Annotated in this window: 27 protein-coding genes and 1 pseudogene; 11 read left to right on the top strand and 17 right to left on the bottom strand. The window is 62.1% G+C overall.

Going from position 1 to position 24787, the window contains the following annotated elements; genetic code table 11:
• Nucleotides 1-48 precede the first annotated feature (48 nt).
• The 8 genes from M0639_RS22915 to M0639_RS22880 all read right to left on the bottom strand — a co-directional run bounded on the left by M0639_RS22915 (nt 49) and on the right by M0639_RS22880 (nt 9860).
• Nucleotides 49-852 (bottom strand): sugar phosphate isomerase/epimerase family protein, encoded by an 804-nt coding sequence (locus tag M0639_RS22915; protein WP_064073960.1) that lies wholly within the window; start codon nt 850-852, stop codon nt 49-51.
• A complete protein-coding gene (locus tag M0639_RS22910; protein WP_064073961.1) occupies nt 849-2573 on the bottom strand; it encodes an FAD-dependent oxidoreductase in 1725 nt (574 codons plus the stop codon). The genes M0639_RS22915 and M0639_RS22910 overlap by 4 nt, the downstream gene beginning before the upstream one ends.
• Entirely contained in the window at nt 2570-3664 is a 1095-nt protein-coding gene (locus M0639_RS22905; protein WP_064073962.1) for a Gfo/Idh/MocA family protein, read from the bottom strand. The genes M0639_RS22910 and M0639_RS22905 overlap by 4 nt, the downstream gene beginning before the upstream one ends.
• Nucleotides 3664-4488, bottom strand: coding sequence for an aldo/keto reductase (locus tag M0639_RS22900; protein WP_064073963.1), 825 nt, complete (start codon nt 4486-4488; stop codon nt 3664-3666). The genes M0639_RS22905 and M0639_RS22900 overlap by 1 nt, the downstream gene beginning before the upstream one ends.
• Entirely contained in the window at nt 4485-6437 is a 1953-nt protein-coding gene (locus tag M0639_RS22895) for an oxidoreductase (RefSeq protein WP_064074066.1), read from the bottom strand. The genes M0639_RS22900 and M0639_RS22895 overlap by 4 nt, the downstream gene beginning before the upstream one ends.
• 44 nt (nt 6438-6481) lie before the next feature.
• Complete coding sequence (locus M0639_RS22890; RefSeq protein WP_064074067.1) at nt 6482-7363, bottom strand: shikimate dehydrogenase; 882 nt, start codon at nt 7361-7363, stop codon at nt 6482-6484.
• A gap of 63 nt (nt 7364-7426) precedes the next feature.
• Complete coding sequence (locus M0639_RS22885) at nt 7427-8803, bottom strand: MFS transporter (RefSeq protein WP_047270985.1); 1377 nt, start codon at nt 8801-8803, stop codon at nt 7427-7429.
• Between the two features lie 139 nt (nt 8804-8942).
• On the bottom strand, nt 8943-9860 hold the full coding sequence (locus M0639_RS22880; RefSeq protein WP_039973351.1) for a LysR family transcriptional regulator: 918 nt from the start codon (nt 9858-9860) through the stop codon (nt 8943-8945).
• 134 nt (nt 9861-9994) lie between these two features.
• On the opposite strand from M0639_RS22880, the gene M0639_RS22875 reads away from it, so the two are divergent.
• The gene (locus M0639_RS22875) at nt 9995-10687 is read left to right on the top strand and encodes an SDR family NAD(P)-dependent oxidoreductase (RefSeq protein WP_064074068.1); all 693 of its coding nucleotides are present in this window, start codon (nt 9995-9997) and stop codon (nt 10685-10687) included.
• Between the two features lie 22 nt (nt 10688-10709).
• Here the strand turns inward: M0639_RS22875 and M0639_RS22870 are convergent, their stop codons facing one another.
• On the bottom strand, nt 10710-11483 hold the full coding sequence (locus tag M0639_RS22870) for a hypothetical protein (RefSeq protein WP_064073964.1): 774 nt from the start codon (nt 11481-11483) through the stop codon (nt 10710-10712).
• Nucleotides 11484-11588: 105 nt separating this feature from the next.
• Here M0639_RS22870 and M0639_RS22865 point away from each other — a divergent pair, with 105 nt between their 5' ends.
• Nucleotides 11589-12416, top strand: coding sequence for a crotonase/enoyl-CoA hydratase family protein (locus tag M0639_RS22865; RefSeq protein ID WP_047270980.1), 828 nt, complete (start codon nt 11589-11591; stop codon nt 12414-12416).
• On the top strand, nt 12413-13951 hold the full coding sequence (locus tag M0639_RS22860; protein WP_064073965.1) for a class I adenylate-forming enzyme family protein: 1539 nt from the start codon (nt 12413-12415) through the stop codon (nt 13949-13951). Before M0639_RS22865 ends, M0639_RS22860 begins: the two co-directional genes overlap by 4 nt.
• On the opposite strand, the gene M0639_RS22855 is transcribed toward M0639_RS22860, so the two are convergent.
• Nucleotides 13944-14576 carry an alpha-ketoglutarate-dependent dioxygenase AlkB gene (locus M0639_RS22855; protein ID WP_054188888.1) on the bottom strand — a complete coding sequence of 211 codons (633 nt, stop codon included), beginning with the start codon at nt 14574-14576 and terminating at the stop codon, nt 13944-13946. The two genes, M0639_RS22860 and M0639_RS22855, sit on opposite strands and share 8 nt — an antisense overlap.
• Before the next feature lie 147 nt (nt 14577-14723).
• Between M0639_RS22855 and M0639_RS22850 the strand changes: the two genes are divergently transcribed.
• Nucleotides 14724-15140 (top strand): DUF7144 family membrane protein, encoded by a 417-nt coding sequence (locus M0639_RS22850; protein ID WP_007733561.1) that lies wholly within the window; start codon nt 14724-14726, stop codon nt 15138-15140.
• A 94-nt stretch (nt 15141-15234) separates the two neighbouring features.
• On the opposite strand, the gene M0639_RS22845 is transcribed toward M0639_RS22850, so the two are convergent.
• Nucleotides 15235-15462 carry a hypothetical protein gene (locus M0639_RS22845; RefSeq protein WP_020970523.1) on the bottom strand — a complete coding sequence of 76 codons (228 nt, stop codon included), beginning with the start codon at nt 15460-15462 and terminating at the stop codon, nt 15235-15237.
• 248 nt (nt 15463-15710) lie between these two features.
• On the opposite strand from M0639_RS22845, the gene M0639_RS22840 reads away from it, so the two are divergent.
• Nucleotides 15711-16502: a MerR family transcriptional regulator gene (locus M0639_RS22840; RefSeq protein ID WP_042921734.1), complete on the top strand. Its 792-nt coding sequence runs from the start codon at nt 15711-15713 to the stop codon at nt 16500-16502.
• An 83-nt stretch (nt 16503-16585) separates the two neighbouring features.
• A complete protein-coding gene (locus M0639_RS22835; protein WP_042921731.1) occupies nt 16586-17050 on the top strand; it encodes a hypothetical protein in 465 nt (154 codons plus the stop codon).
• A gap of 53 nt (nt 17051-17103) precedes the next feature.
• Here M0639_RS22835 and M0639_RS22830 read toward each other — a convergent pair whose 3' ends face one another.
• Nucleotides 17104-17478, bottom strand: coding sequence for a hypothetical protein (locus M0639_RS22830; RefSeq protein ID WP_063315893.1), 375 nt, complete (start codon nt 17476-17478; stop codon nt 17104-17106).
• A 136-nt stretch (nt 17479-17614) separates the two neighbouring features.
• Here M0639_RS22830 and M0639_RS22825 point away from each other — a divergent pair, with 136 nt between their 5' ends.
• Nucleotides 17615-17983: a hypothetical protein gene (locus M0639_RS22825; RefSeq protein WP_050654738.1), complete on the top strand. Its 369-nt coding sequence runs from the start codon at nt 17615-17617 to the stop codon at nt 17981-17983.
• Nucleotides 17984-18005: 22 nt separating this feature from the next.
• Here M0639_RS22825 and nicT read toward each other — a convergent pair.
• The 3 genes and pseudogenes from nicT to M0639_RS22810 all read right to left on the bottom strand — a co-directional run bounded on the left by nicT (nt 18006) and on the right by M0639_RS22810 (nt 20351).
• A pseudogene (nicT, locus tag M0639_RS22820) lies at nt 18006-19151 on the bottom strand (Nickel transporter NicT).
• A gap of 140 nt (nt 19152-19291) precedes the next feature.
• A complete protein-coding gene (locus M0639_RS22815) occupies nt 19292-19621 on the bottom strand; it encodes a branched-chain amino acid transporter permease (protein ID WP_003940007.1) in 330 nt (109 codons plus the stop codon).
• On the bottom strand, nt 19614-20351 hold the full coding sequence (locus M0639_RS22810) for an AzlC family ABC transporter permease (protein ID WP_003940360.1): 738 nt from the start codon (nt 20349-20351) through the stop codon (nt 19614-19616). The genes M0639_RS22815 and M0639_RS22810 overlap by 8 nt, the downstream gene beginning before the upstream one ends.
• A gap of 79 nt (nt 20352-20430) precedes the next feature.
• Between M0639_RS22810 and M0639_RS22805 the strand changes: the two genes are divergently transcribed.
• Together M0639_RS22805 and M0639_RS22800 are read left to right on the top strand one after the other, a co-directional pair.
• On the top strand, nt 20431-20871 hold the full coding sequence (locus tag M0639_RS22805) for an Lrp/AsnC family transcriptional regulator (RefSeq protein WP_020970517.1): 441 nt from the start codon (nt 20431-20433) through the stop codon (nt 20869-20871).
• A 57-nt stretch (nt 20872-20928) separates the two neighbouring features.
• Nucleotides 20929-21354 carry a VOC family protein gene (locus tag M0639_RS22800; RefSeq protein ID WP_003940409.1) on the top strand — a complete coding sequence of 142 codons (426 nt, stop codon included), beginning with the start codon at nt 20929-20931 and terminating at the stop codon, nt 21352-21354.
• Here the strand turns inward: M0639_RS22800 and M0639_RS22795 are convergent.
• Together M0639_RS22795 and M0639_RS22790 are read right to left on the bottom strand one after the other, a co-directional pair.
• Nucleotides 21351-22361 (bottom strand): AraC family transcriptional regulator, encoded by a 1011-nt coding sequence (locus M0639_RS22795; protein WP_003940556.1) that lies wholly within the window; start codon nt 22359-22361, stop codon nt 21351-21353. The two genes, M0639_RS22800 and M0639_RS22795, sit on opposite strands and share 4 nt — an antisense overlap.
• Nucleotides 22358-23548 carry a pyridoxal phosphate-dependent aminotransferase gene (locus M0639_RS22790; RefSeq protein WP_003939670.1) on the bottom strand — a complete coding sequence of 397 codons (1191 nt, stop codon included), beginning with the start codon at nt 23546-23548 and terminating at the stop codon, nt 22358-22360. The genes M0639_RS22795 and M0639_RS22790 overlap by 4 nt, the downstream gene beginning before the upstream one ends.
• A gap of 135 nt (nt 23549-23683) precedes the next feature.
• Here M0639_RS22790 and M0639_RS22785 point away from each other — a divergent pair, with 135 nt between their 5' ends.
• Both M0639_RS22785 and M0639_RS22780 read left to right on the top strand, forming a co-directional pair.
• Complete coding sequence (locus M0639_RS22785) at nt 23684-24262, top strand: carboxymuconolactone decarboxylase family protein (RefSeq protein ID WP_007733549.1); 579 nt, start codon at nt 23684-23686, stop codon at nt 24260-24262.
• A 125-nt stretch (nt 24263-24387) separates the two neighbouring features.
• Complete coding sequence (locus M0639_RS22780) at nt 24388-24783, top strand: TOBE domain-containing protein (protein WP_064073966.1); 396 nt, start codon at nt 24388-24390, stop codon at nt 24781-24783.
• The last annotated feature ends 4 nt before the right edge of the window (nt 24784-24787 follow it).

Raw genomic sequence — 24787 nt, 5'->3', positions numbered from 1 at the left:
CGTGCGCCTTTCTGGTAGCGCCAACTACCAAAAAGGCGCACAGGGCCGCTAGGCCAACACTTCTCGCGTGGCCTCGACCAGGCGTTCCAGCCAGGCATCCGTGCCGACGGCCTGACGCAGTGGCTCGTTGGGCAGTTCGATGCTGACCGGCAGTCCGGCAGGCAAAGTCGACCAGATGTCGGCCAGGGCTATGCCGCCGGTGCCGGGCACCAGACGCTCCTCGCGGGCCTGACGGATCAGCTCTGCGTCCCCAGTGGGAGCGGGGGTCGAACCGTCGCACATCTGGGCGTAGTGCAACCACTCGCGCGGGATGGACGCAAGATCCTCGAGCGTTGTCGCCGAGCGGTCGGTGTGCAATGCGTCGACGAGGACACTGCGAGCCGGACCGTCTGCCGCCGAGACGATCTCGATGGCCGCACGTGCATCGGGCACCGCGGTCCACGGCATGAACTCGAGGGAAGCGACGATGCCGTAGTTCGCGCACAGTTCAGCGAGGCGGGCATAGGAGTCCGTGAGCCGAGCGCGGTCGCGGTCGTCGCCGCCCACCAGAACGGCTTTGGCTCCGAGCTGTGCTCCGGCTTCGAGCAGCGGAACGTAGTCGGTGGGGTCGAAGTCGGCTGCAAGACGGATGATTTCGAGGTCGAATACCTCTACGGGTGAATCGTCCAGTCGACGCACCAGTTCATTCAACCCCTCCTTGTCCTCGTGCAAAGGGTAGGCCGTCGTACCTGGTGCCGCGGGCATCAGACGGATACCGATGGTGTCGAAGCCGTGCTTTTCAGCTAAGTCGACGTGCTGCATCGGTGCGGTGTCGAGCACTGTGAGGGCTGCCAGTCCGAGTGAGAGTGTCATGCGTGCGCTCCAACTGTCTTGGCTCCGGCCAGTTCCCGGCCGGCCAGGTAACCGAATGTCATGGCCGGTCCGAGGTTGATGCCCCCGGACGGGTAGTGCCCGCCCATCACGCTCGCCTGATCGACGCCGACGGCGAGCAACCCCTCGATGGGGCGGTCGTTGTCATCGAGAACCTGCGACGACGAGTCCGTCACCAGTCCGGCAAAGGTGCCGAAACTCCCTGGCACGACTTTCACCGCGTAGTACGGGCCCTTCTGCAAGGGCGCGAGCGACGGGTTCGGCCACGGATTGGAAGCATCTCCGGAACCTCGGTTGAACGGTGTTGTACCGCGACCGAACTCGGGGTCTTCACCGGCCGCGGCCCCGATATTGAAAGCTGCGACGGTTTTCTCCAACTGCACGGGGTCGACGCCGATCTTCTCGGCCAAGTCCCGAAGAGTGCGCCCACGCGTGAGGTACCCCGAGCGCAGGTACGGCTGGATCGGGATCGGCAAGGGCTTCGCCATGCCCAGCGGGAGGTATCGCACATACTGTTGATCGGCAATCAACCACGAGCACACCTCTTCGCCCTCGGGAACCTGCTCGACCATCGCGAGTGTGTAGTCGTGATAGCCGAGTGCTTCGTTGACAAACCGCTTGCCGTTCGCGAGAACTCCGATGACACCGGGCTTTCCGCGATCGAGGATGTGCGGGAACACACCTTCCTTGCCGTTGCGGTAGCGAACGATGGAGACGGGGCAGTACGCGACGGGAGAGGCGAGTGTGCGGTCGAGTCGGCCGCCCACGGATTCGCCGAGGGTGATGCCGTCGCCGGTGGTTGTCTTCGGAGTGAGTGACCAGTGCTCGTTTCCGGTGGGGGTACGGGGGAACAGTTCACGTCGGCGGTCGATGTCCTGGGCGAAGCCGCCGGTGGCCAGTACGACGCCGCGCGTGGCAGTTACCGAGTACGCGCCATCCGGACCTTCGAGGCGGACACCGACAACGCGACCGTCATCGGTCTGCAGCGATGTTGCCGACGTTTTCACCCGAAACTCGACGCCGAGATCGAGCGCTGAGCGAAGCATCATGCCGACAAGCGCAGTGCCGTTGACAAGTTGCTGACCACGACGCTTGGTGGCGAGATCGAACATGTGCTTAGTCACCCGAACACCACAGTGCACAAAGGCTTTCGGCGATCGAGTCGAGTGCAGGAAAGCCTGCAGGTCGGGCCCGGCCATGATGCCCATACCGAGGAACGACGTTTCGTACAGCTGCCGACGCAGTAGCGCCGCGACATCTGGTCCGAGCTTTCGCAGACTCACCGGTTTCGGTCCGACGGAACGGTGACCCGTGCCGGCGCCCGGTGTGTCACCGTGAATATCGGCGATCTTGGCTCCGGGCACGAACTTCAGAGCAGTCTTCCGTTCGAAGAACTCGACCATCTCCGGGGCGCCGTCGAGGAGTGCATCAACTTTGGCGGCGTCGAAGTTGTCGCCGAGTCGGTTTTCCAGATATGTCCGCGGTGCCGAGCGATCCTCGACAACCCCGTCGGCGATGGCAAACATGTTGCGTGGGGTCCACATCCACCCGCCCGACCAGGCCGTTGCGCCGCCGCAGGTGTCGGCCTTCTCGACGACGAGTACGGAAGCGCCGCCATGTGCTGCGGCAATTGCTGTGGAAAGCCCGCCTGCGCCGGAGCCCACGACAACTACGTCGTAGGTGAGGGGGGTACTGCTACTCATTTCTGCTCCTTGGCAGTTGTTGCGAGGGTCGGTGTCGATGTCAGATCGACAACCTTGCCGGTTCGTGACGATTCGTAGATTGCGGCGATGATGGCAAGTGATGCGCGGGCGTCTCGTCCGGTGACGGCGGGTTCGCGCCCGGTCAGGACCGCGTCGGCGAAGTCTTGCACCTGCAAGGTGTGGAAATCGGTCAGTGCCGCATTGACCGCGCCCACATCGAGATTCGCGTCGATGTCGGCAGAGTACGGCGACAGGAACTCCACTTCGCCCGGCACCGTCCAGATTTCGTTGACACCCTCGTGCCCTTCGGGGAACTCGAGGACACTGGAGACGGCACCGGTGCGCCCGATCACCGTGACGCGGTTGCCCAGGTTGTGATTGGCACCCGTTGTCGCAGTGACGGTGGCGGTGCCACCCGAGGCAAAGGAAATCACAGCTGACGCGCTGTCTTCCGTCTCGATGTGCTCACCGTGGGTGTGGGTGCGGATGAAGCCGCTGACCGAGACGGCCTCGCCCATGAACCAGACCAGCATGTCGATCTGGTGCACGGCCTGAGTCATGAGCACGCCACCGCCGTCGGTGTCCCAGCGTCCACGCCAGGCGTCGGCCGAGTAGTAACTCGATGGGCGATGCAGGATCACCGACGCCTCACCGAGCATGGGTAGTCCGATCCGCCCGTCGTCGATGGCGTCGCGGATCCGACGTGCTGCCGGCCAGAATCGGCGTTGGAAGAGCACCCCGAACGTGATACCGGCGCGGTCGGCGGCCTCGATCATGCGGTCGGCGGCAGCAACATCGACTGCGATGGGCTTCTCGCACAACACATGTATACCCGCGTCGGCAGCGGCCACGACTACCTCTTCGTGTACCGGGTGCGGTGTGCATACCGTGCAGGCGTCGAGGCCTAGAGCAAGCAGTTCGTCAACGGAACGTACGGCGGAGGGAATGCTGTGGAGCGCAGCGAACTCCTGGGCGCGTCCGAGATCGGGATCGCAGCAGCCGATTACCTCGACACCGGGGACTTGTTGCAGAGCGCGGGCATGGTTGCCGGCGATCTTGCCGCAGCCGACGATTCCGACTTTCAAGGTCATCAGAAATGTTCCTCTGCTTCGACGTCCCGCGCCGCAGATTCGCCGCGGTCGAGACTGTTCAGTGCTTCGATGTCCTCGCCGGAGAGGGTCACGTCGAGAGCCGCCAGGTTCTCGACCTGACGCGTCGGGTTCGCTGATCGCGCGACCGGAACCACACCCTGCGCGACGTGCCATGCGAGCACCACTTGAGCTGGTGTGCAACCGATTCGACCGGCGATCTCCCCGACCACGGCGTTGTCGAGCACGTCACCCCGGCCGAGCGGACTCCACGACTGAGTGAAGATGCCAAGTTCGTCGTTTGCGCGGCGAACCGGGATCCGAGCGAGCGACGGGTCCATCTGAATCTGGTTGACTGCCGGTGCCTCGCCGGTTTCGGCGACGACGCGGCGCAGGTGGTGCTCCAGGAAGTTCGACACACCCACGTAGCGAACCAGTCCGGCGTCGCGGCAGGCCAGCATCGCCTCGAACGACGCAACGTAACGATCGATTCGCGGGAGCGGCCAGTGGATCAGGAACAGATCGAGTTGATCCAGTCCCAGTCGTTCCAGGCTCTGCTCGAGCGCTCCGCGGATGTCACCGGAAACCTGTTCGTTTCCACGAAGTTTGGTGGTGACGAACAGTTCTTCTCGCGGTAGAGCAGACTCCGCCAACGCTACGCCGACGGCGTCCTCGTTGCCGTAGATCGCGGCGGTGTCGATGAGGCGGTACCCGGCCTCGATTCCGGAGAGTACCGACTTCGTGGCGTCGGCACCGACCAGTGGCCAGGTTCCGAGTCCGATGGGTGGCAACGCAGGTGCCACCGGTGCGGCTGTGTGTGCGCTCATGCGTGAACCTCCTGACGGGCCGCAGCGGCGGCGGTGATGGTGACGGCAACGTCGGCTGCGGTCACGAGTGCGGCATGGATGGATCCGCCGTCTCCGCTCGCATCACCGACGGTATGGACCCCGAGTCGTGGTGCCAGTGAACGTAGTTCGGACAGAAGCTCCGAGCGCGGCTCGACGCCCTGTGAGATCAGCAGCTCGCCGGGGGCGTCGACTTCGCTCAGTACACCGCCTGTCGAGATCATGACCCGATCGGCGTCGACTTTGGTGACGATCGAGCTCAGGTAGGTCGTGAGGTTCTCACTTGCGGCCAGGCGCGGCAGCAGCACGATCTTTCCGCGGCGTCCGACGTCGTGCGCGATGGTTTCCTGCGGGCCGATCATCACGACCTGGGTGCCCTTCTGAAGGAGATCGTCGGCGACGGCCGCAGCCTCACGGTCGGCGCCGAAGATGGTGACAGCGGCAGGAGCTGGATCGCCGGAGACGAGGAATTCGCGGACGTCGCGAACGGTACGGGTAGCTGCTCCGGGGAGATCGACCACGGGGCCGACGCCGCCGGCGGCAAGAACTATGGCGTCGAAATCGACACCGGAGAGCAAAGCAGCATCTGCCCGGGTCGAGGTGTGGCAGTGGACCCCGAGTTCAGCCAGTTCCGCGGCGTACCAGTCCACGATCCGTCCATATTCGGGATACTCGTGCAGCTTCGATGCCAGAGCGAAGTCGCCACCGAGGCTGGGTCGCTCGTCGTACAGGTCGACGCGGTGACCGGCAAGTGCGAGGTCGCGGGCAGCGGCCATTCCCGACGGCCCGGCACCGATGACGGCGACCCGCACGGTGGCATCAGCCGGCTTGGTAGGCTGATCCAATTCGCGGCCGACCCACGGGTTGACGGAGCAGGGAATGGGGCCGGCGGCCAGGCTGTCGATGCAGTAGTTGCAGGCAATGCAAGGGCGGTACCGGCCACCGTCGATGGCGCGATTCGGGAAGTCCGGATCTGCGTGCAGCGTACGAGCCATGCTGACGAAGTTCGCCTGCCCGGATTCGATGATCCGCGCAGCGATCTCCGGCGACGTGATGCGTCCGGCCACTCCCACCGGGATGTCGAAGTCGCGCTGGTACTGCTCGGAGTACGGCGCGAGGAGACCGCGTGACCATTCACCGGGCTGGATGATCCACTGTCCCGCTTCGTAGTTGCCGGCCGAGACGTCGAGGAAATCGAGTCGGTCGGTGTCGATGGCGCCGATGCGAGCGCGAGTCATCTCGGCGTCGAGTCCGCCGTCGATGCCTTCGAAGGCTGAGAATCGGAGTCCCAGAGTGATTCCCGGTGCGTGCTCGTGGACGGAGGCGATGACCTTGTTGACGAACAAGGTGGGGTCGGCCCACTCGTCGTCGCGGTGATTGTAAGCAGGGGAGAGGAACTGGTGGATCAGATACCCGTGGCCACCGTGCAGGGAGATGACGTCGACGCCGGCCTGCTGGCAGCGCGCTGCGGCTTCACCGAAACACTCGATGATGTGCTCGATGTCGTCGCCGTCGAGTTGTTCTGGCATCTCGCCGCCGACAACCAAACACGGAATCGGTGTCGGGGCAACGGGAACAAACCCGCTGACAGAACCTTGCGCCGTGCGACCACCATGGTTGAGTTCGACTCCGACGAGCGCTCCATGCGCGTGAATAGCGTCGACCATCTTCTTGATGCCCGGAATCCGTTCGTCGACGTCGACGCCCATCTGCCGGATGCGACCCTTGCCGTCGGCACGCACGTAGCTCGCTTCGGTGAAGATCAGTGCAGCACCACCTTCGGCGCGGCGAGCGAGGTACGCGATGTACTCGTCCGTCATGGTGCCGTCGACTTCGCAGTAGTTGCGTTCCATCGGGGCCGACACGAACCGGTTCCGGAGGCGGACGCTGCCCATGTCGAGAGGTTCGGCGAAAGGCGCAGTCACATTCATCAGTGCTCCTGGTACTTCGCGAGAAAGTAGGTGTTCGGTTGTGCTCATGCGCATGCCGTCTCGGAGAGCAGCTCGCTCAGATGGCTGCGTATGCGATCCGTATCGGCTTCGACACCAGTCAGGAGTGTGAAGGTGTCAGAGGCTTGAGCCACCAGCATCTGGCCGCCGTCGAGGACTCGACATCCGAGAGTAATTGCAGCGTCGAGCAATTCGGTGCGCATCGGTCGATAAACGATGTCAGCGACCCACAATCCGGAATGCAACGCCGCAGGGTCGAAGGGAGTTCCGGGGTGACCCACCATGCCGATCGGAGATGCGTTGACGACGCCGTCGCACGTAGTCAGGTTGACGGCGATCTCATCGATCGCCAAAGCCGTTGTGCGCGTGCCAGGGAAGGCCGAGGCGACGCGAGAACACACATCGGCAGCGCGAGCGGGATCAATATCTGCGATGCGAAGATCCGTGGTGCCGGCGGCGGCGAGTGCGTATGCCACAGCGGAACCCGCCCCTCCTGCCCCGGCAAGCACTACTCGGTCCAAGGCGGCGTCGGGCAAACCGCGCTGCAGTGCTGTGAGGAATCCGCTGTGGTCTGTGTTGTGGCCGATCAAACGGCCGTTGTCGACCACAACCGTGTTGACGGCACCGAGCAACCGCGCGTTGTCGGACAGCTCGTCGAGCGCGTCCACGACAACCTGCTTGCACGGATGGGTGATGTTCAGTCCGGTGAAATCGCCCGCGACGGCGCCACGCACCACCTCACCGGTTTTCTCGACCGAGATGTTCAGGTTCTCGAGGTCTACCAGTTCGTAGCTGTAATCGTCGAGTCCCAGTGCTGCTGCTTCGTGTGCGTGCAACGCGGGCGAGAGTGAGGTGGCGATACCCGACCCGACAAGGCCGATACGGTGACGTGTGTATTCGGTGGTCATGACATTCTCCTGCATAAGTGGGGACGGCCCCTCGCGGCAATTCAGCGCGAGGGGCCGGTCCGGTCAAGCGTTGTTGCTGGTGAGCTCCGAGTCCTGCTTGATCGGCAGGCTCGGCTTCGGTTGGCCCAGTTCTGCTGTGGGCGTGCGGTACGTTTCCGGTCCGGTCATTGCCGCGATGGCGGAGACGACGGCGAAGCCCAGGCACATCCAGGCAACCGGTGTCCAGTTGCTCTTGTCTCCGGCTGAAATCGCCTGAGCGATAGCCGGTGTGAAGCCGGCAACAAGGAGTCCGAGCATGAGGCTGACGGCCATTCCGGTGTATCGGACCTTCGCGGGGAACTGCTCCGGGAAGTACGCCGGGTACGTGCCGTTGGGCATCGCGTAGAAGATTCCGATCATGACGATTCCCGAAGCGAAGACCATGGGGACGCTTTGGGTTCCGATCGAATGGAAGAAGACGAAGATCATCAGGCCGGCTCCGATCGCGCCGACGACGAAGATGGGCTTGCGTCCGTAGCGATCCGAGAGGATGCCGAACAGCGGCTGAGTCAGTACGGCAACAAAATTGGCGGTCGCGATTGCCCACAGCATCGTGGAGCGCTCGAAGCCGGATTCGACGGCGTACGCCAGGGCGAAGACGTTGACGATGGTGTTGATCATCGCGAAGGTCGAGCTCATGCTGATACGGATCACGGTGCGCCAGTGCGAGCGGAACATCTCGACGACGGGAATTCCGGCCGTCTCGTCCTGTTCCTTGAGTTCCTCGAATACCTCCGGCTCATCCAGGGCGCGACGTAGCCACAGCGCGACGACGGTCACGATGATGCTGAGCCAGAAGGGAACTCGCCAACCCCACGAGTAGAGGTCTTCGTCGGGCAGGCTCGCCACTGGGATGAATACCAGGCTGGAGACGACGATGCCGAACATGATCCCGCTCATGGTGAACGAGGTGAAGAACGAACGACGGTGATCAGGTGCGTGTTCGAGCGTCAGTGCCGAAGAGCCGGGTGATTCACCGCCCGCAGAGAGCCCTTGAAGAAGGCGAAGCAAGACGAGAATGATCGGCGCGGCGATGCCGATCTGGTCGTAGGTCGGCAGGCAACCGACGATGACCGTCGCAACACCCATGAGGAGCAGGCAGGCGAGAAGCGCGTTCTTGCGTCCGTACCGATCGCCGAGGTGTCCCCAAAGCACCGCGCCGAGCGGGCGGGCGACGTAGGCGACACCTAAGGTGCTGATCGAGAGCAGGGTTGCCGTTGATCCGCCGCCGGGGAAGAAGATCTTGGGGAACACCAGCGCGGCCGCGGAGCCGTAGATGAAGAAGTCGTAGTACTCGAGGGTGCTGCCGAGGAAGCCCGAAACGGCGGCGCGGCGCGCGTTCGCATTCGGATGTTCCTCGGTCGAGTTCGTGGATCCGGTGGAGGTGATCGGAGGTGCCATGTGAAGTCCTTTCGTCCCGATGGGCCGGCCGTGGCGGCACGTTTGGTGATGCACCACGCATCGGTGACGTCCCTCACCTTTCGGCGGCTGAGACGACAGTGCCACGAAGGACTATGGCGCGTCCAACACTAAATGAGTCTCAGATAATGACGTTTTTGGTCTCAATCTCCGGCGTCGGCAGAATTTCCTCGGATGTCTCCAATGCGACGGCGAGCGCATCGGTCATGTGCCGCGGTGACCAGGCAATTCCGTGATTCATGAACGTCGGCTCGCCGGTGAGTGGGACGAACACACTGCCAGGTGGGGTGATAGCAGCCATACCGGACGTCATCAGCGCTACACCGACGCCGGCGGCAACGAGCATCAGGATCATGTACGGATCGGTGATCTCCTGAACCACGCGAGGCCTGAAGTCTGCGTTGATGCAGGCGCGCATCGCGGTTTCCTGGAGGGCCGAGCCGGCCGAGAGCGGGGTGGTCACGAATCCGTCGTCGGCCAATTCGCGGAGGTCGATCGCGTCCCTCTCTGCGAGGGGATGGTCGATCGGAAGCACAGCGCCGAATGCCTCCCGTCGGATCAGCCGGGTAGACAGTGATGCGGATTCCACGGGTAGTCCGACGAAGGCGAGATCGAGGGCGCCGCTCTCGAGTTGGATGACCGCGTCGCGCGTCATGATCCGGCCGAGGAGTGTCAGTTCGACTTCCGGATAACGCTGACGCAACGCGCGTGTCAGTGGCGGAAGTGCTTGATAGTTGAGCACTCCGGTGAACCCGATTGTGACTCGTCCGTAGACGCCTCCCGACGACGCGCGCGTAGCGTGTCGTGCCGTCTCCATGTTCTCGATGACGCGATAGGCGTGGGGGAGAAAGGCATGTCCGCCGGATGTGAGTGCGACGCTGCGAGTGCTTCGTTCGAACAACTTGACGCCGATGTCCTTTTCGAGCTTTCGGATCATCTGGCTGAGCGGCGACTGGGCCATCTGGAGCCGTGATGCGGCCCGCCCGAAGTGAAGTTCTTCCGCAACCGCGACAAACGCGTGCAACCAGCGGGTTTCCATCGGCAAGGCCTCCAGGTATTTGACGTTGACAACCAACGCCATATATTCAGAATTTCTACACAGTGTGACGGCAATTATGCCTGTTTGCAACATAAATTGAGTGCGTAGCGCACAGAAACTCAGGAGTGAATGCGATGCAGGGTTACCCAGAGGGTGTCACAGCGCTCGTTACCGGCGGTGCGAGCGGAATCGGCGCCGCCAGTGCAAAGCTGTTGACGGAGAGGGGAGTTCGGGTGGTAACGGCAGATCTTGCCGAAGGCGCGGACGAACAACTCGACGTGAGTGATCCGGCAGCAGTCGATGCGCTTCGAACCAGGCTCGGCAGAGTCGACATCTTGATCAACAGTGCGGGAATCGTCGGACCATCAGCGCCACTCGTCGACGTAGATCTTATGGCTTGGCAGCGTACGTTCCGGATCAACGTCGAAGGGACCTTCCTGATGTGCCGGGCGTTCGTGCCGGGAATGGTTGCGTCGGGGTGGGGACGGGTCGTCAATCTCGCGAGTATCGCGGCCAAGGACGGAAACCCGAATCAGAGTGCATATTCCGCGTCCAAAGCGGCAGTCGTCGCGCTGACGAAATCGCTCGGCAAAGAGGTCGCCACCACCGGTGTGCTGGTCAACGCGATAGCTCCGGCGGCGGTGGAAAGTCCTATGAATGCCGGCACCGATCCGGCCATCCTCGCCCGTTCGCAGTCTTTGACGCCGATGGCACGGATGGGGACGGCGGACGAAATCGCCGAACTGATCTCCTGGCTGTCGTCGTCGGCGGTGAGTTACTCGACCGGCGCCGTGTACGACGCCAGCGGTGGCCGCGCAACATACTGAATTACCTTCTGGGAGAAATCGATCAGAACTCGAGCAGTGACTGCCACAGTTCGCGAGATGCGTCCTGGTACTCGAGCATGTGCGAGATCAGTTCACGCAGTGGCTGCGTCGGTTCGAGTTCTTCCGGAAGGAGCGGATTGCGCACGATGACCGCGATCACCGCGCTGCCCAGAGCAAGTGATTCGCGGGCCGCCTCCTCGCGACTGATTGTCGCCAGGCGTGTTTGCGCCTGTGTGAGTGCTTCACGGGCCTCCGCGATGTCGGCCAACAGCGCTTCGGAGTTCCAGAGTGTGCGGATTGTCGAATCATCCTCGGGGGCAAGGTGAGCGATTTCCATGACGGCCGATCCGGAGGCGGCGCCGAGTCGGTGGAGAGTGCGGCGGGCGCTGTCCGTGCCGCCGAGGAGATTGTTCGGACGGACTGCGAGTGTGGGCTTCCACTCCTCGTAGCCCGCCAGTCGCAGCGCTTGATCGTGCCGGCGGGCGGCAGTGCGGTCGCTTCGTTTGAGCCCCGAGTGCTCGACGGCGATCCAGGTGCCGTCCCAGGGGCGTATGCGATCGGTACGAGTTCGCCACCCCTCCACTTCGCTGTAGGTGGGGATGCCGTCCGGGTTGAGGAGGTACGTTCCACGAGCGGTACGACGCAGTTTGTTCTCGCGGCACAGGCGGCCCGTTGCCACGCGAATGCTCGATGCGCTGACGCCGACGATCTCGCCGGCCCGGGTCAGCACAGCGGTGCTGAACTCGGTGTCCGGGCTCGCTGTTGCGAGGTCCAGCACAACTCGGGTTGCGGACATTCCTCGATCAGTTTGTAACAACTTTTGAACAACTCCTGACAAATTCTGTTACAAGTGGCATGGTGGGTACCGGGAAACCTTATCCGCGAGCAGTGAGGAAATATCGTGACCGACTCCGATCGACCAGGTGGCGATGTCTATGTGGAGCGTGACGGTGGCGTCACCGTCATCGTGATGAATCGCCCTGATCGCAAGAATGCGGTGGACGGGCCGATGGCGGCGCAGTTGCGTGATGCCTTCCTGGAGTTCGAATCGGACGAGAGTCAGAAGGTGGCGATTCTGTGGGGCGCGGGCGGCACATTTTGTGCCGGTGCGGATTTGACCGCAGTCTCCGACCCCGCCCGCGTGCATGAGTTGCATCCGGAAGGCGGCGGCACCGGCCCGATGGGGCCGAGTCGGTTGGTGTTGTCCAAGCCATTGATCGCCGCCATCAGCGGATACGCGGTTGCAGGAGGGCTCGAGCTTTCATTGCTCGCGGACCTGAGGATCTGCGAGGAGGATTCCGTGTTCGGAGTCTTCTGCCGGCGCTGGGGAGTTCCTCTCATCGATGGTGGGACCGTGCGACTGCCGCGAATCGTCGGGCAGGGGCGAGCGCTCGACATGATCTTGACCGGTCGCCCGGTCGACGCTCCGGAGGCGCTGGCCTTCGGACTGGCCAATCGTGTTGTTCCAGTGGGGCAGTCACTCCAGGCAGCCAAGGAGCTTGCGCACCAGTTGTCCGCTTTCCCTCAACTCTGCATGCTCGCGGATCGCGCGTCGGCCTACCGATCTTTTGATCTACCACTTGCCGAAGCACTGCGGGCCGAGGGCGTCGCGGGAAATCCCATTGTCATCGCCGAAGGTGTGCGCGGCGCTGCTGCGTTCGCCGCGGGCGCCGGCCGGCACGGCCGGTTCGAGAACAACCCGAATTCGAACGAGGAAACTGAACCATGATGCCCGTAACCAGAGACCTGATCGCCCGTGGTGCGCGACAGCACGGATCGCGAACAGCCGTCGTTTTCGGCGATCGATCGATGACGTTCACGGAAGTGGACGAACTCAGCAGCCGATTGGCGCATACATTCATCGCCCTCGGTATCGGGCGTGGTGCACGGGTTGCATTGCTGGTCAACAACTCTCTTGCCAGCGTCCCCGTCGATTTTGCCTGTGTCAAAGCCGGCATCAACAGGGTTCCGCTCAACTCGCGTCTCTCGCTCGACGAGCACGCGAGAATGCTCGAGGACGCCGACACCTCGCACGTCGTCTTCGGTAGTGACCTCGCCGACCGCGCCGCTGAACTGTCCGCCAGGTTCCCCGAACGTACGTTCATCGGGCTGGAAACAGGTTCGGCGCGGCAGCGTTCGCTGCTCGACCAAGCACAGAGCATGCCGTCGGACACACCGGACGTCGAGTTAGCTCCCGACGATGTGATCCTGACGCTGTTCACCTCCGGGACCACGGGAACATTGAAGGCCGCGCAGCACACTCAGCGCAGCTACGCCGGCATCTGCCGCAATGTTCTGCTCAATCTGCTTCCGGCGACTCAGGACGACACGATGCTGCACGCGGCATCACTGATTCATGCCAGCGGTGTCTTCGTGCTTCCGTTCTGGCTGCGTGGCGGTAAGACCGTCATCCTCCCCGGTTTCGACCCGTCGACCTTCTTGGACTCGATAACCGAGCATCGGGCTACGGCAATCAATCTGGTGCCGACGATGATTCAGATGCTCCTCGAACGCCCTGATTTTGCGAGCGCAGACATCTCGAGTCTGAAATCCGTGATCTACGGTGCGTCGCCGATGCCGCTGGCCACCATCGAACGGGCGATGCAGGCGTGGGGGCAACACCGTTTTCTCCAGTACTACGGGCAGACCGAGGCACCGCTGTGTATTGCAGTCTTACGGCCCGAAGATCACACGGAAGATCGCCTGCTGTCCTGTGGTCAGCCGGCCATCGACGTCGAGATCAGGCTGCTCGACGGCGAGGGAAACGAAGTGCCCCAGGGAGAACCGGGTGAAATCGTGATCCGCTCGCCATCGGCGATCGCCGGATACTTCAATGCACCGGAACTGAATGCGGACACCTTCACCGAAGACGGCTGGGTTCACACCCGTGACATCGGTCAGTTCGACGCCGAAGGATTCTTGTTCTTGAAGGACCGAGCTTCGGACATGATCATCAGCGGCGGATACAACGTCTACCCCCGTGAAGTCGAGGATGCACTCCTGACGCATCCGTCCGTCCGTGAGGTCGCCGTGGTGGGTACCGCCGACGCCAAGTGGGTGGAGGCGGTCACGGCTGTGGTGGTACTCGAGGACGGGACCGTCGAAAACGACGTACTGCAAGCATCATTGGTCGCGCACGTCGGCGAGCGACTGGCGTCGTACAAGAAGCCGCGTCGGGTTGTTTTTGCAGAATCCATACCGAAGACGGCCGTCGGCAAGCTCAATCGGAAGGCGCTGCGAGACGAACTCCGCGACGCTATCTAACTCCGCGAGTGCGGAATTGAACGCTGATTCTCGGCCCGAGGGCCCGCGCACTCTTCGGGACACAGTGTTCCCACGTGCGTTGGCAGGATCCGCCCATGACGAGTAGATCTCCGTGTCCGAGATTGAAGCGGATGGATTCGCCGCCCCCACGAGGGCGCAATAGGAGCGGGCGAGCCGCACCGAGAGACAGGATGGCCACCATCGTGTCCTCGGTGCGACTTCGTCCCGTATCGTCCCCGTGCCAGGCAACGCTGTCGGAACCGTCGCGATAGAAACAGAGACCCGACGTGGCGAATGGTTCACCGAGTTCGTCGAAGTAGTGACTGCTCAGCGCGTCTTTGGCTTCGGTGAGAAGTGCGTCCGGCAGTGGTTGATTCTCTGCGTAGAAACACACCAGACGAGGGACGTCGACAACGCGGTCGTACATCTGACGCCGTTCGGAACGCCACGGCACCGTAGCTTCCAGATTGTCGAACACGGCCTCCGATCCGGTCAGCCAGGCCGGGCGATGGTCGACCCATGCGCCGGCGGTGAGAATACGTCGCTGCACCGTGCCGTCGAGATCGGCCAAAGAAACGCCGAGGTCACCGTTGTCGAACAGAGACGGTTGCATCGTGGCGGGCATAGGCTCCACCGTACACCGAAATCGAACATATGTTCCCATGAATTTTGATTGCAGTGCTGGACGGCTGTTCATCCTTGCTGGGTGATGTCCGTCGGCGTGAACCTTTGAATACTGTTCTCACGCTATTTCGCCGAAGAAGGGGACGTCATGACTGCTCCGCACCAATCTCATGCGAACCATCCTGTCCGACAGGGCTTTGCCATCGGGACCACGGTGGCGGCAGCCTGCCTGCTCTTCGTCGCGGGAATCGTCGCGTTGCTGCAGGGCATCGCGGCTCTCGCAGACAACGACCTGCTGATCGTCGGAGTCAATTACACCTTCGAATTCGATGTCACGACATGGGGTTGGATCCACATCGTGCTCGGAATCATCGGCATCGCGGTGTCGCTGGGATTGTTCGTCGGCATGGCGTGGGCCCGCGGGATGGCATTCGTCATCGCGGCACTTTCGATCGTGGCGAATTTCCTGTGGATGCCGTACTACCCGCTGTGGTCGATCGTGATCATCGCCCTCGACGTCGCTGTGATCTGGGCCGTCGCGACCTGGCGACCTGACGAGGTGTGATCCTCTGACCGAAGTGAGTGGTTCACCTGCGGTAGGTGAACCACTCACTTCGCTGTGTCCGGGCCTCCACGGTTGGCCTCATCCCTACGCGGCGTCAGCGCCGTTTCGGTGACTCGCGATCCTGGTTCTCGCGCGGACGCATGTCCTTCGTCGATCGGTGTGGGAAGCCATGGATCATCGAGCAAGAGATCCAGCAGATCACTACCGTTGCGATTCCGAGTCCGATCGACGCGAATGGTTCCTGCGTAGCCAGCCAGACGCTCAGTCCGATTGCCGTCCCGACGATCAGAATCAGGATGGTGTCGAGTCGTGTCGTTTGCATCGAAATCATCGCCTGGCACAGATAGTTTCTGGCGGCCCGCTGGTTTTGGCGGCCCGCCGCCCGGCGAGTGACAGCCGGGGGCAGACCTTGCGCGGCTGACCCCTCGCTCTGGAAATCGCCGCCGCAAGTGATCAATACCCGCGAAATTCGTCTGCGAAACTCTTGGCAGGAAGAACAGGACCTTATGCCTCAAGGCCCGACATGCCGGGCCTTGACTATGACGTAGCGTCATAGTTAATGCTGTTCGTATGCGAATCAGCGACGTGGCCAGTGCGGCAGGCACCACTCCGCGGACCGTTCGGCACTATCACCGACTGGGGTTGCTGGCCGAGCCGAGACGACTGTCCAACGGTTACAGAACTTACGAACTTCCCGATCTGGTCAGGCTGATGCGCATTCGTTGGCTCACCGCCGCCGGCATTCCACTCGGATCCATTGCCGCGATGATCGAACCGACGCCGATCGATGCACGAGAACCGGACGACTTCGCCGAAGATCTTTCCTCCCTGATCGCGGAGATAGACCGGAAGCAGCGCGTCCTCGCAGACCAGCGAGTGCGCCTCCAGGAAATGCTCACGGCGCGAGGTGCTGGGAGGGTGGTCTCGCCGCTTCCGATGGAGCTGCTGTCGGCGTTCGACGAGTTGATCGCGTCGTCCCCCACGGGTTCGGTGCGACGCTTGTTCGAGCGCGAACGTGACATGTGGGAATTGGTGGCGATCTCGGGAGCAGCGCCACACGAACTGTTCTCCACGGCTGCGCGATTGCTGTCCGACGAGGGCGACCGGAAGAGAATTGTCGATCTGTACCGTCGTTTCGCCGCTCTGGCTGGGCGCGAGGTAGCCGAGGTTGCAGACGAGATCGCGTACTTGTCGGACGAACTGGAGGAATCACTGGACGGGGTGCTCGGCGATGTGTACGCAGACGGAGACTCCGCAGGCGTGGGATTCTCGGTTGGGATCGCTGATCTGGTGCCTGATTCAGCGCAACGTGAAGTGGTCGCGCGCGTCGCAACACGTCTCATGTCAGGCGGTACGGCGTGATCCGATCACTGTGGTTGCTCTCGACGGGTCGGAGAGACGGAGGTTCCAGTGATACAGCGACTTTCGGCTACGCGAGGGGGACAATGTCGATACCGGTGGCATTTGTTGCGGCGAGTGTGATCGAGGCCGTGGCGATTCACTTCCTGGTGCCGTGGCAGTGGCTTCGCGTCGTGCTGCTCGTTGCAACGGTGTTGTCGCTGATTGCGATTGGCGGTTGGCTTGCCGGACGCGTCGTGCACCCGCATCTCGTCTCGGCTCGAACGGTGGTGTTTCGTTCCGGCACGGGCATTCGAGTCGAGGTGGACCGATCACGGATTTCGCGGGCGAGCATGGTCCGAAGGTTCGGTGAGACAGCAAATGTGATTGTCGACGATCGCTTGGTTCTGCCGGGGCCCGACGGCACTGTCGTGGACATAGACTTCGATCGGCCGCTCTCGGTCACGCTCCCGAAACGGCTGTCGAAGGGATCTCGCTCCACTCTGATCGGTGGGTTGCGGTTGCATGTCGATCAACCCGGCGAATTCTGTGCAGCGTTGTCGCGGGACTGAACTCGCAAAGATCGTCTGGAGTCGGTCAGAGCGGAGACCTCGATGGAAGACCTTCAGGGAAACGGCTCGACAACCAGCCACTGCACCGTGCCGCCGACATTCCACAGTGCATCGGGGTTGTCGAGCGAGGCCGCGTAGGTTGTCGCAGCTCGGTTGCCGGCGATCTCACCGCTCTCACCCGACGGCGGGTTGGGCTCGAGGAATTCGGAGGGGTGCGGCCCTGGCCATGCAGGCACGTCGAACGGGGAAATGCTGGTGTCGATGAGGCCAGGTCGATGCACGGTCACCCGGTCGGGAACTTGCTTGGTTTCCGCCGCCACGGCGATGCCTGGTCCTTCGGCAGCTTCGCCGTCGCCGCTACCGCAGCCTGCCACTGCAAGAACAAGTCCCGTGATTGCCACACCCACTACCGCATGACGTATCCGCACCGTTTTCTCCTAGCCGGGGCTCACCCCGTTCGAACTCCACTATTGCATCTCGCCAACTCCGCGGGATGCGTCTTTCGATAAATGTGGGAAACGCACTGAATGTGCTCGACAGGAGAATTGGATTGTACTGTGAGCCATGCCGACCCTGCTTCGACGTGCATTCAAGACCGGCGCGGTAGCGCTGGCAACGATTGTGGTGGCGGCCTACCTGTATCTGGCCTTCACTTATCGCAGCGCTGATGTCTTTGCGCCGCCAGGGCGCATCGAGTCTCTCGGCCCGACCTACCTGATCAGCAATTTCCCGCCGCGCACTCGTGAAGATCTCGAACAGCGATTCGCGCAGGGCCATCGTGAGCAGTACACCTTGGAACAAGTGAGTTCCGTATTTCCGTGGCGCGCTGTCTACCAGTGGCAGAACGACCAGATCCGCGGCCAGGCGACGTCGAGCGCGTACCTGAAATGGGGCGAGACGTACATCAGCTATTCGCTTTCGGGTGGCCCATGATTCTGCGTAGACCGAGTCGAATTCACATCGCTTCGTCTGGTGTCGCTCGTCGTGCTACTGCTGCACCGGACTGAGCCTGCCACCGTTCTTCGATGCGGCCGTACCGCCACACGAGTAGAGCAATCAGCCAGGTGGCGACAAAGAGTCCGACGATGATGAAGCCCATCGCGCCGAGATCCAAGTTCCCGATGGTGCCGAGAAACCCGTCGTGAATGTCGAGTTTGTCGGTGAAAATCGAGATGATTTCCTGGGACCCGATCAGCAGTGCCACTGCCACCGAGAGTCCGGTGATCACCATGTTGTAGTAGATCTTTCGGACCGGCTGAGCAAATGCCCAACCGTAGGCGAAGTTCATGAACGATCCGTCGATCGAGTCGAAAAGCGACATCCCGGCGCAGAAGAGGATCGGCAGAACGAGGATCGAATACCACGGGAGCCCTGTCGCCGCCGCGCCGCCGGCGATCACCAACAGCCCGACTTCGGTGACGGTGTCGAATCCCAATCCGAACAGTAGGCCGACCGGGTACATGTGTCAGGGCTTGCGAACCATCTTCATCACCGGGCCCAGAATCTTGTTCAGGGCGCCACGGCTGTCGAGTTCCTTCTCGAGTTGTTCCTCGTCGAAGGTTCCGGCCTTGTACTTCGTGTACACCCGATGAATCCCGATGAGAGAGAAAAGGTTCAAGATTCCGATCAAAATCAGGAACGTGCCGGAAATGGTGGTGCCGAACAAGCCGGTCCACTTCTCCAGATCGGAGTTGTCGTCGGAAAGGCTGGTGGCCAGTTGCCGCACACCCAAAGCCAAGAGGGCGACGAGTACGAAGACGATGGTCGAGTGTCCGAGCGAAAACCAGAACCCGACGGACATCGGTTTCTTGCCGTCCGCCACCAACTTCCGAGTGGTGTTGTCGATAGCGGCGATGTGATCGGCGTCGAAAGCATGGCGCATGCCGAGCGTGTACGCCGTGACACCGAGTCCGACGCCGAAGACACTGCCTTCGATCGTGTAGTGGCCGGGGACAACCAGGCCGAGAAGAACTGCCCACCCGACGACGTTGAGCGCTACGACGGTGACGGTCATCCCGATGATGCTTCGACGCTGGCCTTGATCCAGACTGTGCCAAGCACCGGCGATTCGAGTGCCCGTCGTGGTCATTGTCGTGGACATCGAACCTCACCGATCTTTCAGTCGCGGCCGGCGGCCACGCTACTGAAATCGTATAAGTGTTCAACTGTTCAGATAAGCGCCTGGAGGTTACAAATCACCCATCCGGGGGTAAAACTGCTTTGCTCCCGGATGGGAAATGCTCAGGCGAACACGGTATTGACCAGCGCGACGTAGATCGTCGTTCCGACGACGATGCTCAGGACGGCATTCTTTCGCCAGAGGTGCGCGGCGATCGTGGCGCACACTGCAATCAGTTCGGGTAGGCCGTGAGAAGGGGCGGTGATCGACACCCCTTTGAGTGAATACATCACGAGGATCAACATGACGCCTGCCGGCATGTAGATGCCGAGGTAGCCGACCAGGGCGGAGGAGCGCAGCGGCATGAGCGCGGCGAAGGGGATTGCGCGCAGCGCGAAGGTGACCACGGCCATGACTGCGACCGCCGCAAAGATGTACGAGGTGTCAGGCATCGATCTTCGCCTTTCGTGAGTCGTAGACAAAGCGCCCGATCAGGAAGAGCACGAAGGCGCCCATCGCAATTGGCAGCATGTGGTCCGGCGCTGCGAGCCGGGCGACCAGAGCGCAGGTGACCGCGGCGACCGGCACCGCGAATCCGTTTTGTGCGCGAATCGCTTCGATCGAGAGGACGACGAACAACGCCGTCAGGGCGAAGTCGAGGCCGACGATCGAGTCCGGAATCCACTGTCCTGCCGTCGCGCCCAGGATCGCGCCACCGATCCAGTAGCCGTGCAGGTACAGCTGGGAGTAGACGATGACGCGTCCGGTGAGTGCCTTGGGATCGGCAGTTACCGACATCGCATAGGCCTCGTCGGTCAGCGCGAACATGCTGTAGAAGCGGGCGAAGGGGTTGCGAATCTTTTCCAGCGGAAAACTCAAGGCGTAGAACACATGTCGAAAGTTGACCAGCAGTGCGGTCAGAGCGACGTACGGCAGCGGTGTCATGGCCGCGACCATTCCGACCGCGAGAAACTCCAGCGATCCTGCGTAGATCAGCGAGGTGAAAGCGACTGCCCACCAAGGGCTGAGCCCTTGTTGGACCACAAGAACGCCAAGTGCGATCCCGAGTGGGAGCAGGCCGAATCCAACCGGTAGCGACAGCTGGAAGGCGTGCCGCCACGCCGGGGTTCGCGGTGGGAGTTCGACGGCCGGTGCGGCCGTCGACGATGCTGGTTCGATCACGACGCAAATCTATAACAAAGATCGAGGTGATCGATTGCTCAGAATGCCCACATATTGAACAGTGCGCAATAATAGTGCGATGGATGCCATGGATGACGCAATTTTGTTTCACCTACGCCAGGACTCGAGTTTGACCAACACCGAGTTGGCGGATCTGGTGGGTCTGACACCCTCACCTTGCCTGCGTCGGGTGAAGAAGCTCGAAGCCGACGGAATCATTACCGGGTACCGGGCGATCGTCAGTCAGGAAGCGCTCGGTCGAGGATTTCAGGTGATCGTCACCGCCGAGATCGGAGTCAATGACCAGGCCACCATCGAGGACTTCGAATCCCAGGTCGCCGCCTTCGACGAAGTGATCGAATGTCGGCGGTTGTTCGGAATTCCCGACTACTTCATTCGGGTCGCGGTGAAAGATCTCGCGACGTATGAGAACTTCATGGTCACCAAGCTCAGCGGGCTTCCGGCTGTCTCGCGGGTGACATCGTTGATCACCATGAAGACCATCAAGAGCGTCGACTGACTCCCGGGCTCGGCTGAACCTTCACTAGGTGTCGGTGGTCGGCGTTAACGTCGGAACATGGGATACGAATTTCAAGTCACAGTAGATTCGGCACATCCGCACGAACAGGCGAAGTGGTGGGCCGCAGCACTCGGGTGGGCAGCGGAGCCCAGCGACGAAGACTTCATCAGGGGCCTCGTCGCCGCTGGTCACGCCAAGGAATCCGACACCACGACATTCGAGGGAGTCCTCGTCTGGCGCGAAGGTGCGGCCATCAGCGATCCGGAGCATCCCGAACGTCCCCGCGTTCTGTTCCAACTGGTTCCGGAATCGAAGACGGTGAAGAACCGGCTCCATTTCGACATACGAGTGGGCGACAAGCGCGAGGATGTCGCAGCGCACCTCGAGACGGTGGGGGCGACGATCCTGCACCGAGGAGCGCAGGGGCCGAGCGTGTGGATCACGATGACCGATCCCGAAGGAAACGAGTTCTGCGTCAGCTAGCGGTACGAACTCGGAGTGTCGCCGGTCCATCGTTTGAAGGCCCGACGGAAGGCGCTGGGCTCGGAGAACCCCAATCGCGCCGAGAGTACTTCGACGGATTCTCCGCGCCGCAAACCAGCGATGGCTACGTCGCGGAGCACTTCCTCGCGCAGTTGATTGAGTGATGTTCCGTCACGCCGCAGCAGTCGACGCAGATGGGGAACGCTGATCGAGAGCATCTCCGCGATCTCCTCGGCCGTGGAGGTTCGCCCCTTCACCCCGAGCTCCAGGACCCGTCGTACCTGCGCCGACGCAGTGCTGTCGTAATCACGTTCGGACATGAGCTGAATCGGAGATTCTCGGAGGTACTCCTCCAACGTCTCCTCGGTTTGGATGATCGGTGCACGCATGGCCGAGTTGTCGAACTCCAGTGCCGCGCGCTTCGCGCCGAAGGTGACCGGCGCTCCGAAGATGTAGTCGTAGTCCTGCGCCAACCGTGCATCCGGTGCCGAGTACGGAAACTCGACCGCCCGAAGTCGGACGCGCTTTCCGATCAACCATGCGGAAAATCGGTGCAGCAAGATCAGGACGAAATCGGTTGTGACACGTTCTGCGACATCAGGTTCGGCGACGCCTTCGCGAGCTCGGACAGCGAAACTCACCCGAGTGCTTTCCTCGCCCTTCTCGATCGACAGTGGGGCCAGAGCCGGTAGCGCACGGATCACGTCGGACATTCGAGCGAAGGCCGATCCGAGATCAGGGCAATGGATCAACGTCAGGCAGATCAATCGGAAAGTGCCACGGGGGACCGGGGCGGATCCGAGGCCGAACAATTCGTCGTCGGTGATCTGCCAGGTGGATTGGATGAACGTGGTGACCTGAGTCGGGGTCAGCCGGGCGCGCGGGTCGGACAGTGTCTCGAGGTCGATCCCGGCAGCGCGCAGTGCACCCGACAAGTCGACGTCGTTGTCCGGCGAGAACGCGAGATAGCGGTGGACGAATGCGGTCGGGATGGTCCGCGCTGTCATGGGTGCGCTGCTCCTTGGAGCAGGTGGAGACGGCGTGCAGCTTCGGACAGAATGTGGTCCTGCTTGCAGAAGGCGAAGCGCACCAGGTGCTTCCAATCGTCGCGGTTGTCCGCGAACACGTCGACCGGAACGGCCGCGACGCCGATCCGCTCGGGCAGTGCGCGGCAGAAATCTCCCGCATCGGTTTCGCCCAACGGTCTGATGTCGGCAAGGAGGAAGTACGTGCCGCCACCGGAATGCACCGTGAAACCGGCCTCGGTCAGAGCTTTACCGAGCACGTCGCGTTTGCCTTGCAAGCTCTGTCGAAGTTCGACGACCCACGGCTGTTCGTTGGTGAGCGCGTAGGCAACGGCCGGTTGGAACGGTGCACCGGCAACAAATGACATGAACTGCTTGGCGGCACGGACTCCGTCGATGAGTTCGCGCGGGCCGATCGCCCAGCCGGTTTTCCAGCCGGTGACATTGAAAGTCTTTGCGGCACTGGACACCGTGACGGTGCGCTCACGCATGCCCGGGAGCGACGCCATCGGTGTGTGGGTGAGGCCGTCGAAGACCAAGTGCTCGTAGACCTCGTCGCTCAACACGATCAGGTCGCGTTCGCACGCGAGTTCGGCGATCGCTCGAAGTTCGTGATCGGTGAATACGGTGCCGGTGGGGTTGTGAGGACTGTTGACGATCAGCATCTTCGTCTTGGCGGTGATCGCGCCGCGCAATGCATCGAGATCGACCGCAAATCCGTCTCCCGCGGTTACCAACGGAACTGTGCGACGTACAGCGCCTGCCAACGCGACGGATGCAGCGTAGGAGTCGTAGTACGGCTCGATCAGCACTACTTCTTCGCCGGGTTCGACCAGTCCGAGAATCGCAGCACTGATCGCCTCGGTGGCGCCGACGGTGACCAGAACTTCGGAGTCGGGATCACTGTCGAGTCCGTAGCGGATGCGCCGATCCTCCGCGATGGCCTGACGCAAGACGGGCATGCCCGGACCGGGCGGGTATTGATTGACGCCCTCGGCGATGGCTCGGCGCGCTACCTCGAGCATGGCCGCAGGACCGTCGGTATCCGGAAAGCCCTGACCGAGGTTGACCGCGTCGTGAAGTGTGGCCAACGCTGTCATCTCGGCGAAGATCGTGGATGCGAACGGCTGCAGACGCGAGACGGTGCGGTTGCGGGGCGTCGAAGGCATCTTTGCAGCTTAGTCGGCTGACACCGCATCCTCACATCCGCTCGGACGCGGTGCTTGTCACGTTTGAATCGCCGCCATCGTCCAACTCTGTAGAGAGCATCGAATCCGGTGCCCCAGAACATACGGAGGCTTGCCATGACTCGCATTCCCGCAGTGACACCGTCAGAAGCCAGTCCGTTGATCAAAGTGGCATACAAATTCGCCGCCAGGCAGTACGACGAAGTCCCCGAGCCCTTTGCCGTCCTGGCCAACCATCGGAAATTGTTCGTAGCGGCTGCCCGCCACGAAATGGCTGTGCAGAAGGCGTCGAAGGTGCTGCCGTCGAACATTCGTGAACTGGCCGTCTATCGCGTCGCCTGGACTGTCGGCTGCTCGTGGTGTGTCGACTTCGGGACGATGCTCTCGCGCTTGGACGGTTTGGACATCGACAAGTTGAAAGAGATCGCGAACTACCGGGATTCATCGAAGTACAGCGAAGACGAGCGGGCCGCGATCGCCTACGCCGACGCCATGACCGGTGACCCCCATGGGGAGAACGGGGTGACGGACGAACAGGTCGCGGATCTCGAGCGCAGGTTCGGGCGAGCGGGCGTCGTGGAACTGACCTATCAGATCGGGCTCGAAAACATGCGCGCCCGGATGTATTCGGCGTTGGGGATTACCGAGCAGGGGTTCAGCACCGACTCCTGCCGTGTGCCCTGGGCAGAAGAATGATGCGCTGATTCGTCTACGGCAACTATCGACAATGCTCCGCAGATACGTGATCATGATTGACTAGTTCACGCATCTGCGGAGCATTTCGGCTTGTTAGGTCCGCACTTGCGACCTACGATCACCTGGTGCCCAACATTCGAATCCGCGAAGCTGCCGGCCTGCTCGGTGTCAGTGACGACACCGTCCGGCGGTGGGTCGACGGTGGGTTTCTCACCGCGACGACGGACGACTCCGGCCGCAAGGTCATCGACGGTGCCGAGTTGGCGGGCTTCGCCCGGTCCAACGCCGGACCCGCACCGGCCGATCCGCTCACGGGTGCGAGTTCGGCCCGCAACCGGTTCGCCGGCCTCGTCACCAAGGTCGTCACCGACAAGGTGATGGCTCAGGTCGAAATGCAGTGTGGGCCCTTCACTGTCGTCTCGTTGATGAGTACCGACGCGGTTCGGGAGCTCGGACTCGAGGTCGGGAGTATCGGAGTCGCAATCGTGAAGGCCACCACGGTCATCGTGGAAACGCCGTAGTTTT

The organism is Rhodococcus qingshengii JCM 15477 (assembly GCF_023221595.1).
Taxonomy (GTDB): domain Bacteria; phylum Actinomycetota; class Actinomycetes; order Mycobacteriales; family Mycobacteriaceae; genus Rhodococcus_F; species Rhodococcus_F qingshengii.
This window is presented reverse-complemented; position numbering and strand designations above follow the sequence as displayed.